Source organism: Tenacibaculum profundicola, assembly GCF_057220795.1.
This window is the reverse complement of record NZ_CM170137.1, coordinates 3,489,757-3,504,641: the sequence shown is the minus strand read 5'-3', so window position 1 is coordinate 3,504,641 and position 14,885 is coordinate 3,489,757. Positions and strand designations below refer to the sequence as shown.

9 protein-coding genes and 1 tRNA gene are annotated in these 14,885 nt (G+C 32.7%); 7 read left to right on the top strand and 3 right to left on the bottom strand.

All coding sequences use genetic code 11. The annotated features are described in order from the left end of the window. Positions 1-253: 253 nt before the first annotated feature. Positions 254-326: transfer RNA gene (locus tag AC2TDS_RS14670), tRNA-Met, on the bottom strand. 138 nt (positions 327-464) lie between these two features. Between AC2TDS_RS14670 and era the strand changes: the two genes are divergently transcribed. Next, positions 465-1,346, top strand: a complete 882-nt coding sequence (gene era / locus AC2TDS_RS14665) for a GTPase Era (protein WP_484736326.1) — start codon at positions 465-467, stop codon at positions 1,344-1,346. Here era and AC2TDS_RS14660 read toward each other — a convergent pair. Beyond that, complete coding sequence (locus AC2TDS_RS14660) at positions 1,334-1,855, bottom strand: GTP-binding protein (RefSeq protein ID WP_484736325.1); 522 nt, start codon at positions 1,853-1,855, stop codon at positions 1,334-1,336. The two genes, era and AC2TDS_RS14660, sit on opposite strands and share 13 nt — an antisense overlap. A gap of 124 nt (positions 1,856-1,979) precedes the next feature. Here AC2TDS_RS14660 and AC2TDS_RS14655 point away from each other — a divergent pair, with 124 nt between their 5' ends. The 4 genes from AC2TDS_RS14655 to AC2TDS_RS14640 all read left to right on the top strand — a co-directional run bounded on the left by AC2TDS_RS14655 (position 1,980) and on the right by AC2TDS_RS14640 (position 10,735). Continuing rightward, positions 1,980-3,497, top strand: coding sequence for a choice-of-anchor I family protein (locus tag AC2TDS_RS14655; RefSeq protein ID WP_484736324.1), 1,518 nt, complete (start codon positions 1,980-1,982; stop codon positions 3,495-3,497). Positions 3,498-3,730: 233 nt separating this feature from the next. Next, positions 3,731-5,041: a ribosome biogenesis GTPase Der gene (gene der / locus AC2TDS_RS14650; RefSeq protein WP_484736323.1), complete on the top strand. Its 1,311-nt coding sequence runs from the start codon at positions 3,731-3,733 to the stop codon at positions 5,039-5,041. 400 nt (positions 5,042-5,441) lie between these two features. Next, positions 5,442-8,213 (top strand): outer membrane beta-barrel protein, encoded by a 2,772-nt coding sequence (locus tag AC2TDS_RS14645; RefSeq protein ID WP_484736322.1) that lies wholly within the window; start codon positions 5,442-5,444, stop codon positions 8,211-8,213. A gap of 131 nt (positions 8,214-8,344) precedes the next feature. Further along, complete coding sequence (locus tag AC2TDS_RS14640; protein WP_484736321.1) at positions 8,345-10,735, top strand: GAF domain-containing protein; 2,391 nt, start codon at positions 8,345-8,347, stop codon at positions 10,733-10,735. A gap of 231 nt (positions 10,736-10,966) precedes the next feature. On the opposite strand, the gene AC2TDS_RS14635 is transcribed toward AC2TDS_RS14640, so the two are convergent. After that, complete coding sequence (locus tag AC2TDS_RS14635; protein WP_484736320.1) at positions 10,967-12,175, bottom strand: Pycsar system effector family protein; 1,209 nt, start codon at positions 12,173-12,175, stop codon at positions 10,967-10,969. Positions 12,176-12,283: 108 nt separating this feature from the next. Here AC2TDS_RS14635 and msrB point away from each other — a divergent pair, with 108 nt between their 5' ends. Further along, positions 12,284-12,745 carry a peptide-methionine (R)-S-oxide reductase MsrB gene (gene msrB / locus AC2TDS_RS14630; RefSeq protein WP_484736319.1) on the top strand — a complete coding sequence of 154 codons (462 nt, stop codon included), beginning with the start codon at positions 12,284-12,286 and terminating at the stop codon, positions 12,743-12,745. A gap of 217 nt (positions 12,746-12,962) precedes the next feature. Then, positions 12,963-14,528 (top strand): protein adenylyltransferase SelO, encoded by a 1,566-nt coding sequence (locus AC2TDS_RS14625; RefSeq protein ID WP_484736318.1) that lies wholly within the window; start codon positions 12,963-12,965, stop codon positions 14,526-14,528. Positions 14,529-14,885: the final 357 nt, after the last annotated feature.

The following is a 14,885-nucleotide window of genomic DNA, read 5'->3' as shown; positions in this document are numbered from 1 at the left end:
TAATCCTAACACCAGTTATTATTTGCCCGCAAACTCCAATCAGTATAAAACACAAGCATGGCTGCAAGGGAATGTCCGTGGAACTTTACCTAAGAATCGGTATAATGGAATAACATTCGTTTTTAAATCATTCATCCTTTTCATAGTCATCATACTGAAATGATCATTTGATAACAGAAAAAAACAAATACCAACCTAAAAATCCAAGCATAAAAAAAAGCTTTCAATTTCTTGAAAGCCTTGCGAATTTTAGTAGCGGGAACAGGACTCGAACCTGTGACCTTCGGGTTATGAGCCCGACGAGCTACCTACTGCTCTATCCCGCGATTTGTGGTTACAAAGATACGGCTTTTTCTATCCTACATACAAATAAAAACTCCTTTTTATTAGCAATTAACTTAATCAAAACATTAACAGTATATTAAAAATAGTTTTCTTTTTTAAAAAGCGCGTATCTTTGCAATATGACACACAAAGCAGGATTTGTAAACATTATAGGAAACCCTAATGTTGGAAAATCAACCTTAATGAACGCCCTTATTGGCGAAAAATTATCAATAATAACCTCCAAAGCACAAACTACTAGGCATCGTATTTTAGGTATTGTAAATAATGACGATTATCAAATCGTATTTTCGGATACTCCAGGTATTATAAAACCAGCGTATGAATTACAAGAATCTATGATGGATTTTGTCAAATCTGCTTTTGATGATGCTGATGTATTGATATATATGGTAGAAGTTGGAGAAAAGGAGCTTAAAAATGAAGCTTTCTTTACTAAAATAATAAATAGTAAAATCCCAGTAATTTTACTACTGAACAAAATAGATAAATCTACCCAAAAGGAAGTAGAAGATAAAATTGATTATTGGAAAAAGAAAGTTCCTAATTCTTTTGTCTATGTAATATCAGCTTTGGAGAAGTTCAATGTTGAATCTGTGTTTTACAAAATAATTGAACTTTTACCAGAAGGACCTCCTTTCTACCCAAAAGATCAGTTAACTGACAAACCCGAACGCTTCTTTGTCAATGAAACAATTAGAGAAAAAATATTACAACAATACAAAAAAGAAATTCCATATTCGGTTGAGGTTGAAACGGAAAGTTTTGTAGAAGAAGAAGGTATTATAAAAATTCGTTCTGTAATTATGGTTGAACGAGAAACTCAAAAAGGAATCATTATTGGTCATAAAGGAAGTGCTATAAAACGAGTTGGCACAGACGCAAGAAAAGATTTACAGCATTTTTTCGATAAAAAAGTATTTCTTGACTTGTACGTTAAAGTTAATAAAAACTGGCGATCAAATGAACGACAATTAAAACGTTTCGGTTATAAAGATTGAGAATTTTCAATATTCTTTAAAAGTCGTTTCGCGAATTCTTTGAGTTCCTGCATTTGCTTTTTACCTGTTGCTTTTCCAATACTACCTACAACATACAATATCACCCATAATAAAGGTAAAACATATAGCATCGCAACAGGTAGAAACATATTCTTTTCTAAGGTCCAGTTATTACAGGCAATGATGGCAAAAATTAAAAATGCCATCGCAACCATAAAGTGAATAAGCATAAATAGGGTCCATACTCTTGGTTTGGGGCCAAATACCCCTTTTATTTTACTCGTATGTTCAGTCAATTCTTCTATTTCGATTTGTAATTGTGGTGACCAATAACGGTTTTCTTTTTCAGGAATATCTATAACGATATGATCATCGACAATCTTAACATCGTACTGTTGTTCCTTATTCATATTTTCCCATATTTTATGTAATAAAAAATCAGCTCTAGTATTAATATTAATCTGAAATCTAGGCTTTAAGAAGATTTGGTTATATAAATTGTCATCCATAATTATACTAATTGTTTACAATTTACAATTTATAAACGAGCTAAAAGCAATTATAACATACACTTTTCTTTCCACTAACCTTTAGGTTAAAATCAAACTTAAAATTTGTCAAAAATCTAAAAAAATGAAGAATCTATTAAAATGCATCACAGCATTATACGTTCTATTAATTACAAGCTGTAAAGATGACTCACCTAGTGAAGTTCCGATCAATACTGAAGTGAATTTCAAGTATAAAACCACGATCAATGTTGGCGGAGAAGGAGCTACAGAAATAACAGCTTATGATTCAGAAACTAAAAAATTATTTATTGTAAACGTTGAAAAAAATGAAATATCAGTATACAGCATTCGTAATATAGACACCCCAATAAAGGAAACTTCTATTACTTTAGCATCTGGATCCCCTAATAGCGTTAGCACCTATGGCGGTAAACTTGCTATAGCCTTAGAAGATGAAACAAAACAAAACAATGGTAAAGTGCTAGTTTACAACACTAAAAATCAAGTTTTGGAAAACACTTTTACCGTAGGAGCTCTACCCGATATGGTTACCTTCTCTAAAGACGGAAAACTAATTATTTGTGCAAATGAAGGAGAGCCAAATAAAGATTACACCAATGACCCTATGGGTAGCATAAGTATTATTTCAATGGAAAACCAACAAGTTACAACGTTAGATTTTTCAGCATTTAATTCACAAGAATCAACCTTAGAAAGTCAAGGTTTTAGAGTATTTGGTCCGAATGCTACTTTAGCAATGGATGTAGAACCTGAGTACATTACAATTTCTGATGATTCAAAAACAGCCTGGGTTTCCTTGCAAGAAAACAATGGTATCGCCAAAATAAATTTAACAACGAAGACAATTGACGCTATTTACCCATTAGGGTATAAAGATTATAGTAAACCAGAAAACTATATTGATCCTAGTGATAAAGATGATAAAAAGGAATTAAGAAGTGTTCCGGTATATGGAATGTACCAACCAGACGCCATCGCCTATGTGAATATAAAAGGTACTGGTTATATTATTTCTGCAAACGAAGGTGATTCAAGAGAGTATGAGGGAACGCCAGGATTTATTAATGAAGAAAGAGTTAAAAAAATAGAGCTAGACCCTACGGTATTTCCTAATTCAGATAATTATAAAAATGAAGCTAATCTGGGCAGATTAAAAATTGCTTTAGATTTAGGAGATACTGACAATGATAGTGATTATGAAAAGTTATATTCGTATGGAGCTCGTTCTTATAGCGTTTGGTCTGAAGACGGAAATTTAGTATATGATAGTGGCAATACTATTGCAAAAGAATTACTAGCAAGAACGGAAGGCAGGTTTAATGACGATGATGGAAGAAGTGATGATAAAGGTGCAGAACCGGAAAGTGTTGAAATTCTAAATATGAACAACCAACGTTATATTTTATTCGTCGGATTAGAGCGCACGGATCAGGTATTAGTTTATGACATTACCACGCCTACATCTCCTCTTTTTTTAGACATACTCTCTCATCAAGCGGATGAGGCCCCCGAAGGTTTACTCGCTATTCCTTCGAGTGAAAGCCCTAACGGTAATGATTTACTTATTGTGTCAAATGAAGATAGTGGGACGGTAAGTATTTATGAAAATATAAAATAACATCATTTCTCATGTTATTTTACCGACCATAATTGTTTTCCTAAATACCAATCTATAGGTAAAGCACAAGTATGACTACGAGGAAATAATTTGGTAATTTTACCTAAGAATCGGTATAACACCATCTATCACTAGAAATTACCAATGATATAAATCATAAAAAGATACTAAGAAACAATTATTGATCTTTCATCAATAGTTGTTTTGTTTTACAGAAACACTACCTTTGCAAAATGAGTGATATTATAGCTATAGTAGGAAGACCGAACGTAGGGAAATCTACCTTATTTAACCGTTTAGTGAAACGTCGTGAGGCGATTGTTGATTCAGTCAGTGGTGTAACTAGAGATAGGCACTACGGAAAATCAGAATGGAATGGTAAAGAATTTTCTGTAATTGATACAGGAGGATACGTAATCGGATCCGATGATGTTTTTGAAAGTGAAATCAGAAAACAAGTACAATTAGCGATCGATGAGGCTGATATCATTGTTTTCGTAGTCGATGTTGAGCAAGGTATTACTCCTATGGATGATGAAGTAGCAAAAATATTACGCCAAGTTAAAAAGCCAATTTTTATGGCTGTTAATAAGGTTGATAACGCCATGCGCGACGCTGATGCCGTTGAGTTTTACAATTTAGGATTAGGAGATTATTATACGATATCATCAATAAACGGAAGTGGAACAGGAGAGTTATTAGACGCTGTTGCAGCTATTATTCCGGAACCTTTGAACGATGAAGACGCCGATAATGAACTTCCGCGTTTTGCCGTTGTTGGACGCCCAAATGCAGGGAAATCGTCATTTATCAACGCCCTTATCGGAGAAGACAGAAACATCGTAACCGATATAGCCGGTACCACACGTGATTCTATCGATACTAAATACAACCGTTTTGGGTTTGAATTTAATTTGGTTGATACTGCCGGAATTAGAAAAAAATCAAAAGTAAAAGAAGATCTTGAATTTTATTCTGTCATGCGTGCAGTAAGAGCCATTGAACATTGTGATGTTGCTATTCTAGTTGTTGATGCTACCAGAGATTTCGAAGGTCAGGATGAAAAAATATTCTGGCTCGCCGAAAAGAATCGAAAAGGTGTTGTTATCTTAGTCAATAAATGGGATTTAGTCGAAAAACAGACCAATACGATGCGAGATTTTGAAGCACAAATTCGCAAAAAAATTGCCCCGTTTGCAGATGTTCATATCGTATTCATCTCTGTATTGACAAAACAACGAATTTTCAAAGCTATTGAAACCGCTGTTGAAGTTTTTGAAAACAGAAAACGACGCATTCAAACAAGCAAGTTAAATGAAACCATGTTGGAGATTATGGAGCATTATCCACCTCCAGCAACTAAAGGAAAATACATAAAAATAAAGTACTGTATGCAATTGCCAACGCATACACCACAGTTCGCTTTCTTTGCTAATTTACCTCAGTATATAAGAGAACCTTACAAACGTTTTGTAGAGAATAAATTACGCGAACATTACGATTATACAGGAGTTCCTATTAGTATTTATTTCCGACAAAAATAAATTTAACTCCTCTTTATCATACCACATTCACTCTTTGCACGAATTTTGAATCTTTACATAAGAAAAAGACAAAATTCGTGCAAAGAGTATTATTATACCAATTCTTAGGCAAAATTACTCAATCATTCCCCTACAGTCATCCTTACTATTATCTATAGATCGGGATCTATCATAAACGACTCCAATGGATACATTAACGTCAGAAATGTCATTATTTCATTCATAACACCAGTTATTGTTTTAATTTACTGCAAAAGAAAATGAGTGTTTTTTTCTTTATATAAAATAGAAAGAAAAAAAGGACGTTTTATGACCATAAATTCAAATGGTAAATGGTATAATTATACCATTCGTGATTTTTTTTCGTTATTTGCCAAACAAGCTATCCCATTGAATGACTATGAAAAAACTATTTATTATTTTCCCCTTATTTTGTTGTATACAAATTTTTTCGCAGCACTACGCGTTCAAAATAACTGGTAAAATTGACACTAAAAAAGGAAATAATATAGTGGAGGCAGCTACTATACATCTGGAAAAAGCTAAAGACAGTAGTGTTGTATCCTATACCATTTCTGATGATAAGGGCCAATTTTCTTTAGAAGGCAAATCATTTCACAAAGACCTCAAACTTTTTGTTTCATTCGTAGGAATGCAAAATTACACTAAGGGCATAAACTTGGATACAAAATCAATTTTTAACCTAGGCACCATCTCTTTAAAAGAAGAAACTCTTTTAAATGAAGTAATTATAAAATCAAGGGCGCCGATTACTGTAAAAAGAGATACCCTAGAATTTAATGTTACGTCTTTTAAAACAAAAAAAGACGCCAATGTTGAGGATTTACTAAAAAAACTTCCAGGTGTCGAGGTAGATGAACAAGGAAAAATTACGGTAAATGGAAAACCGGTAAATAAACTATTAGTGAATGGAAAACCTTTCTTTGGCAATGATCCTACCATTACTACCAAAAACTTATCGAAAGAAATTATAGAAAAAGTTCAAATTACGGACACTAAAACAAAATCCGAAGCATTTAATGGAGAAACTGGTGACAGCACAAACAAAACAATCAATCTAACGATAAAAAAAGAGAATAATAAAGGCTGGTTTGGACGAGTTTCAGCAGGAAGTGGTACCAACAAAAGGTATGAAGGAGCCACCATGATAAACCGGTTTAATAATGAGCGCCGCGCGAGTGTGCTTGTCGGTGCTAATAATATCAACTCTCCTGGTTTTAGTTTTGGTGAAATTCAAAAAATGTTTGGCGGTGGCGGTAACATTTGGCTTAATAGTAGTGGGGGTTTTGGCATGAACGGAAGAAGATTCGGAGGAGGGCAAGGTGTTATTAAATCAAAAACAGCAGGCGTAACATACGCCGATACTTATAATAAAAAACTGGACGTTAACTTAAATTACTTTTATTCAGGAAGTAAATCGAACAACGACTCAAAAAAAGATAGAGAAAATATCTTACCAGATGAGACATATTTTTCTAGCGCTAGCACCTCTTCATTTGATGAAAATGACAACCACAATATAGATGTCGATTTTGACATTAAAATTGATTCTACTTTCTTAATTAATATTAGTCCAAGATTCATTGCAAATAATAGAGAAGGCAACTATAATAGCTTAGAAGAATCATTTGATAATGATAGGGTATTAGCCAATGTATCAACGATAACTTCAAGATCTAAATCAAGTGCTAGAAATTTCGAAAATGACATTGACATTTCAAAACGTTTAAACAACAAAGGGTCTTTTATAAAAGCCTCTATCATTAATCAAATTGACAGAACAAACACGGAGGATTATAACATTTCTAGTATCGAGGTTTTTGGAACTACTCCATCTGTTGACAATAGAAATCAGTTTAGCGATAGTAATAATAAGGTAACAAGTTTTCGAACACGTGTTAATTATAGATATGCAATTATTTCAAAAAAAATGTTTTTAGAATTTCAATACAGATACAGAACGTATGAAAGAGAAAACGTTAAAAACACCTTTGATTTTGAAGAAAACTCTAATGAATATACTACATTCAACAAAGATTTAAGCGCTAACTTTACATCAACCGATATTACTAAAACTCCATCTATTGAGTTTAGTTATAAGACCAAAAAATGGCGTTTTAACATTGAGGCTGGTCATATACTAAGAACTTTAAAAAACAACGATGAGTTACGACCAGAATTAACCTTTAAAAAAGACTTTAATGCTTTACAACTAGGGAGTAGCTTCCGGTATAGTTTTGACTCGAAAGCCTCTATTTACCTGAATTACAACGTAGAAAATGATGCCCCTAGTATTCGGCAATTACAACCGTTTACAGATATCAGTAACCCTTTAAATATCGTTACAGGTAATCCATTTTTAAAACCAATTGAAAGACACAGAGGGTATGTTAATTTTAATAAATACAATTGGCAAAAAAGAACTGGTTTGTATGTCTATGCAGGAGGTAATTTAACGAACAATGACGTTGTAGCTAAAAGCATAATAGACGACAATTTCATACGAACAACTACGTACGAAAATGTAAAAGGGGCCTATCGTTTATGGGGAGGGGCAACTTATAGCAAGCAAATAAGAATCGATTCAATTAACGCTGTAAAGTTGAAGACTACGCTTAGAGTGAACAATCAAAGAAATATTAATTACTTTAATAGTGAAAAATACAAATCAACAACAAATTCTGTTTCTCCTGGTATTGGATTTACATTTAATTGGAACAAGGTTGTCATGATTGAGCCAGAATATGGTATTTCATTGACGAATACAAAATATGACTTGGATAATTTTAATGCTCAAAACTTTACCAGACATGAGTTGAAAATTAAAACAAAAACTAATTTTCCTGAAAAGTTAGAATGGAGAAATGATGTTCGATATAACTATAACCCTAATGTTATTGGATTTAATCAATCGGCTTGGTTCTGGAACGCAACATTAGCATATTCAGTTCTCAAGGACAAAGGAACTATTACACTAAAAGCATATGATATATTAAACCAAAATAATAATGTAAGACGAAGAGCTACCGCTAATTATATCGAAGACTCCGAAGGTACTGTTTTACAACAATATTTTATGTTAGCTTTTAGTTGGAAATTTAATAGTTTAGGAAAGAAAGGAAAAATAAAAGCCCATAATTTCGATTTCTAAATATAAAAAACATTCCTTACAAATGATGGCTCTTTTTATAATCATTGCCTAAGGTTACCCACTAAGTAATACTAGAGTAAAACGACTATACCACCAGTATTTCGTAACTTTGCCAAAGAAAAATAGTGATAATGGAAATTAGAAACATAAAGGAAACTCAAAACATTGAGCTTCCCGTACAGCTTCAAATTAGTTTTAGAAAGGTTTTTGAAATTTTTCAAAAATATGCAAGTGAGCCTTTAATTAACCATCCTTTTCATCAATCATCGAAAGTAATGATTACTGAAATTGAAAAACATCCCGAACTCATTCATGGTTTTTCTGATTTTTCATTATTACATAAACATAGCCATACAATTAGTTTACTCTTAGATGCTTTATTTCCAGAGATTTTAACAACTAATGAAATAAAAACAGCTACAATACCCTTCTCTTTTGTCTCCTTTAAATTCACGGAAAGATTTAAAAATATTCTTAAAAATGCAGGGGATGACTACATACTAAAAATCAGAAATTTTGAGAATGATGCTATGTACATTTTTGCATGTACACTTATTTTAGATGTTGTATACAACTATTCAGTAGATTTAAAAAGGCCTTTTTATTTTGATATCCCGGACAAAAATCTTGGAGTTACTAAACATTACAGGGTAGCTACTAACATTGATTTTATAGAGGTTATACCCACAGATGATGCTCCTGTAATTACCAATGAAGACATTAAACTATTATTAGATAATTTTGAAAACATTGATATTTGGAGAGAAAAATTCCCACCCAATTCTTACATTTTAAAAGGGTTTGCTATCCTAAACTTATTTGATGTAACGGTGGATGAAACATTAACGGCAATCAGAACAAATCTACTTCAAAAAGATGATGGAAATATTGTTGAAAAACTAAGAACAAACTTAAGTGAGTTCTACGCCATCAAAAACTTAAAGATTGGGTTTTCTGTATTCGATGTAAGCAATTTGGAAGTGCAAGCACCAAGAGTAAAAAAGTCAGAAAGTATTTTAATTGAAGAAGGAACCCCAATAACTTGTTCTGATTTTTTCTGTGATTTTATAGTCTCTAAAGTATTCAAACAAAATGAAGATGCTGTCATTTCAGATGTAGAAAAATACGGTAAAAACTCAAACAAGAATAATTTTTATCAACAGTTAGTCAAAAATAACATCGGAAGCATTGTTTTAATCCCAATTAAAACTCCGAATAAAAAAGATTTAGTGCTGTTAGAAATAGCATCCCCTAAACCTTATGAACTAAATTCGGTTAACAAACAAAAATTAAAAGACATTATTCCTGTCTTTGAAGCTGCTGCCGAAAGGAATTCTGAGGAATTTTTAAATATTTTAGAAGCTACTATTCAAGAACATTACACCTCTATTCATCCTTCGGTTAAATGGAAGTTTTATGAAGCTGCTGAAAACTACCAAAGCGCCTTATATTCAAAAGAAGAAAATGTCAAAATAGAAGAAATTATTTTTGATGATGTATATCCGCTTTATGGTCAAATAGATATAAAAGGATCTTCTGTCGCGAGAAACAAAGCCATTAAAGACGATCTAATAGCACAATTAAATCTTGCTACAAATGTATTAAATGAAGCCTGTAAAATTGAAAAACTACCCATTTATGATGAATTAATCTTTAGAGTATCCAGGTATTTACAAGAGGTTAAAAAAGGATTAAAGGCTGGGGACGAAATAGGAATATTGGATTTTTTAAAGCATGATATTCACCCTGTTTTTAATCATATCAAAAAGATCAACCCTAACCTAAATGCCCGTGTTGAATCATATACTAATAGCTTAGATAAAAACCTTCATGTCATATACGACAAACGAAAATCTTATGAAGAAAGCGTAACAAAACTAAATGATAAGCTTGCACGATACCTTGATAGTAAGCAAGAAGAAGCTCAAGCGATGTTCCCACACTATTTTGAACGCTACAAAACAGATGGCGTTGAGTACAATATGTATATAGGGCAGGCTTTAACAAAGTTAAAAAAATTCGATAATTTATTCTTACACAACTTAAAATTGTGGCAGTTACAAACGATGTGTGAAATGGAAAATCTTGCTAACACAACAAGAAAAAAACTAACACACGATCTAGAAGTAGCCTCGCTTATTTTGGTACATAGCAACTCCCTAGCCATAAAGTTTCGAATGGATGAAAAACAGTTTGATGTTGATGGCGCCTATAATATTCGTTATGAAATAATAAAAAAACGAATAGATAAAGTACATATAAAAAACACGAGCAAGAGATTAACCGTGCCTGGTAAAATAGCTATTGTATATTCACAAGACAAAGACGCCCAAGAGTACTTGAAATATATAAAATATTTACAATCTAAAAACCTACTTGGGGGTATCGAAAAGTTAGAATTAGAAGACTTACAAGGTGTTTCTGGTTTAAAGGCCCTGCGTGTTGAAGTTAGGTATCAAGAAGAATTTTCTGAAGATCAAACCATCACGATAGATCAATTATTGAATGAATTTAAAAAATAACACTACCATTTAACCCGAATTCTGAAATAGAAAATTTATTATACCGATTCTTAGCTAAGAAGACTCAATCCTTTTCTTACAATCATGCCTGTGTTTTGCCTATAGATCGGCATTTACTATAATAATGATGTCTGGTAAATTAACACCGGAAATAATATTACAAGATAAAACCACTGTGAAATAAAACGTCCTTATTTTTTTTATGCCATTTTCAATTCATAATGATATAGCTTATGATAATGGTGGTGTATTACTTTGTAAGTAAAAAGCAATCATAAAAGATAAAACACTAATAATAATGCCAATCATAAAAACGGTATACGTTGTTCTTAACAATCCATATTTTCTATTTAAAACCACCCCTAAGAAGTACAAATCTTTAGTTAGTGAACCGTATAAATAATCGCGGTCTTTCAACATTTCATCCATTGCCCATTCAAATTCTTCTAAACTCATTTTATGAAAGTTCCCGAAAAAAATAAGATTTACTTTCTTCTCTGCTACATCTTTTTTGGTAAACTTTCCTTGTGTTATATTAGGTCTGGTTGCCAATATGGAAAGTATCATAGATGTTACCGTAAAAGCAATAAAAACGACAGATGGAATCACAAGATAACTATTGGAAGGATTGTCTAACTTTGGAATCAACGTAGAAAGTGCCATTGAAATTATGATAGCATTCACAGACAACAAAATGTTTGCTTTGGTATCAGCAATATCACTAAGTGTAATATGATTTCTTAGGGCTACCCTAAACATAGTTTCAATTCCGCGTTCTGGAAGCTCTATTTTACTCTTCTTAAATGCTAATTCCTCTTCTTTTTGTTTTGTTTTTACGAGCTCTTGTTTTACTTTCTTTTCATTTTTCAGCAACTGAGCCAAATTCTTTCCTTTTTGCTTCCCCCAAACCTTAACAGCGCTTGTAGAATAAAATTGATGCTCTTTCGTTAGGAAATTAATAGTATCACTAAACCAATCAAGATCAGAGATCGTAACTCCTTTAACCAACTCAAGTTCCTTTCGAAGTAATTGAGAAAATTCATCATAATTTTTACTCCCAACATGAGAGCAATCGGCATCTCTTAATAACCTCTCTAATAACGTAGTGGGCTTCTCTTTCATTCTTGTAGCCAAAATCACTTCAGACACCTCCTTGATAAGCACATCTGCTCCTTGTTCCTTTAAAAACTGGGAAGCTATTTTAACACTCTCCTCTTCATGATTATCAGCATTCACCACATAACCCACATCATGAAACCAAGCCGCTATCAATAATGTTTGAAGATCTTTCTCGCTCAAATTTTCTAATACAGCTAACTCTTTTGCTTTCTCCACAACACGTTGTGTATGAGCTACACTATGATACACAAACCTTCTTTCTAAACCTGTATTTAAAAAATTTAGAACATAATCCGCTGTTTTTTCAACTAAATTACTCATGAATTAGCTATTTTTATTGCGTAAAAATAATGAAATTTTGTAATTTTCAATACTCATATAATTACAACACGCTAAATTAATTAGAAGCTTTCTTAAAAAACAGATAAAATGCTCACTTGGAAAAACATTATTAGTTTCGCAGTAAACGGAAACCCCACTCCTTCTTCGAGAGTAGAAAAAACGGATGCCGAATGGAAAAAAATACTCCCTTTTAAAGTTTACTCTATTACACGATTAAAAGGAACTGAGCAACCTTTCAGTGGTGAACATTGTACTGCTTTTTCAGAAGGCAAGTATAATTGCATATGTTGCAATGCACCATTATTTGATTCAAGCATTAAATATGAATCCAACTCTGGTTGGCCAAGTTTTACGCAACCAGTAAAAGAAAATGCTATTAGATACCATAAAGACACTTCACATGGTATGGTTAGAGTTGAAGTTTTATGCAATACCTGTGATGCACATTTAGGACATGTTTTTCCTGATGGACCAAAACCAAGTGGTTTGCGTTACTGTGTAAATGCAACCTCTCTAAAATTAGAAAGCAGCAATGAATCCATTTTATAACTTGAAGCAATTTATAAAAAAAGCCAGTCTTTGTACATAGTTGAAAAAGATGAAGTATAACAAATCAGAATTCTTTCAGACTAATTATTACAGGATTCATCAAAATTATCTAAGAAAACAAGTAGCCAATAAATAGTTTAGAGTCCTTCTTTTTCACTTGTAATTTTTTAGTTAATTTTACGACTAAAATCAGACGGATAGCTGATCCAAAATCACCATGAAATTTAACATCAACAATACCTTCACCAAAGAATTACCAGCAGATAAAAATTTAGAAAATACTCGCAGGCAAGTTTTTGATTCTTGTTTTTCATATGTAAGTCCTAAAAAAACAATAAAACCATCATTGATTCATACCTCGGATGAGATGTTAACTGAATTGGGCTTGACAAAAAAAGATTCGAAAACACCCAAATTTCTAAATATTTTTACTGGAAATGAGGTTTTAGAGAACACCCACCCATATGCTATGTGTTATGGAGGGCATCAATTTGGTAATTGGGCAGGACAATTAGGAGATGGTAGAGCTATTAATTTGATGGAACTAGTTCATAAGAAAAAGCGTTGGGCCCTACAACTGAAGGGTGCTGGTGAAACTCCTTATTCTAGAACTGCCGACGGATTGGCTGTTTTACGCTCATCAATACGAGAATATTTATGCAGTGAGGCAATGCATCATTTAGGGGTACCTACCACTAGAGCTTTGTCGTTAAGTTTAACAGGAGATCAAGTATTACGAGATGTTATGTATAACGGAAATGCGGCCTACGAAAAAGGAGCCGTTGTTTGCAGGCTTGCTCCTAGCTTTATTCGTTTTGGTTCTTTTGAAATTTTTGCCGCAAGAAAGAATTATACAGCACTTCAACAATTAATAGATTACACCATTCAGTATTTTTATCCTGAAATAACATCAGAAGGAAAAAGCAAATACCTAGATTTCTTCACATTAGTTCGAGACAAGACCATTGAAATGATTATACATTGGCAACGTGTAGGTTTTGTACATGGGGTAATGAATACTGATAACATGTCTATTTTAGGATTGACTATAGATTACGGACCATATGGTTGGTTAGAAGGTTATGATTTTAATTGGACTCCCAATACTACTGATGCTCAACATAAACGATATAGATTCGGCAATCAGTCATATATCGGCCTATGGAATTTATTTCAACTAGCAAATGCCTTGTATTCTTTAATAGAAGATCCAGAACCTATTCAGCAAATATTAAATGATTACAATGATTTGTACATCAAAGGATATAATACTATGATGAAAAACAAATTAGGATTGTATGAAACAAATGAAAAGGATCAGCAACTTATTGAACAACTTGAAGAAACACTTCAACTTAGTGAAACGGATATGACCCTTTTCTTCAGAAACCTCTCTGGAATCACAAAGGAAGACACAACCTTGTCAGCCTTTAAAAAAGTTACTGAAGCTTTTTACCAACCATCTGAACTAAAGGATGACCTAAAAAAACATTGGGAAAACTGGTTTGCTCAATATATTTCTAGACTGCAACAAGAGACGCAACCCCTAGCAAAACGCAAGCAGCAAATGAATGCAGTAAACCCGAAATACGTACTAAGGAATTATATGGCACAATTAGCCATTGATAAAGCGAACAAAGACGATTACAGCTTAATTGAAGAGTTTTATCAACTGTTAAAACATCCTTATAACGAACAACCTCAACATCAAAAATGGTTTGCTAAACGTCCTGAATGGGCTCGTCATAAAGTGGGTTGCTCTATGTTGTCATGCAGTTCATAAAATTTATTCGTTTTTCTAATTTTGAAGGAAAATAACTTTGCTTAGTAAAAGAATATCAGAACAATAATTATCTAAGGAGAATAATAATCATACTGAAAAAAGTAATTAAACAGCTCCCTTAAGTTCCCTGTTTTATCTTTTAGCAAAATTCTAAAAAAACCATAAAATCTCATTCTGAAAAACCTGCTTCTCGTTACAAAAATTCAATAACAAAGGCTTTTTAAAACATCTTTATATCGATTCTTAGATAACGTTACACAACCATTTCCTTACAGCCATGCTTGCGTAGTACCGATGGATCGGTATTTATCATAAATAATTATGATCTCCAAGTTACTATCAGAAATGTTACTCTAC

Coding starts and splice junctions, on each gene's coding strand:
- era (WP_484736326.1), top strand. CDS start 465: ATGACACACAAAGCAGGATTTGTAAACATTATAGGAAACCCTAATGTT.
- AC2TDS_RS14660 (WP_484736325.1), bottom strand. CDS start 1,855: ATGGATGACAATTTATATAACCAAATCTTCTTAAAGCCTAGATTTCAG.
- AC2TDS_RS14655 (WP_484736324.1), top strand. CDS start 1,980: ATGAAGAATCTATTAAAATGCATCACAGCATTATACGTTCTATTAATT.
- der (WP_484736323.1), top strand. CDS start 3,731: ATGAGTGATATTATAGCTATAGTAGGAAGACCGAACGTAGGGAAATCT.
- AC2TDS_RS14645 (WP_484736322.1), top strand. CDS start 5,442: ATGAAAAAACTATTTATTATTTTCCCCTTATTTTGTTGTATACAAATT.
- AC2TDS_RS14640 (WP_484736321.1), top strand. CDS start 8,345: ATGGAAATTAGAAACATAAAGGAAACTCAAAACATTGAGCTTCCCGTA.
- AC2TDS_RS14635 (WP_484736320.1), bottom strand. CDS start 12,175: ATGAGTAATTTAGTTGAAAAAACAGCGGATTATGTTCTAAATTTTTTA.
- msrB (WP_484736319.1), top strand. CDS start 12,284: ATGCTCACTTGGAAAAACATTATTAGTTTCGCAGTAAACGGAAACCCC.
- AC2TDS_RS14625 (WP_484736318.1), top strand. CDS start 12,963: ATGAAATTTAACATCAACAATACCTTCACCAAAGAATTACCAGCAGAT.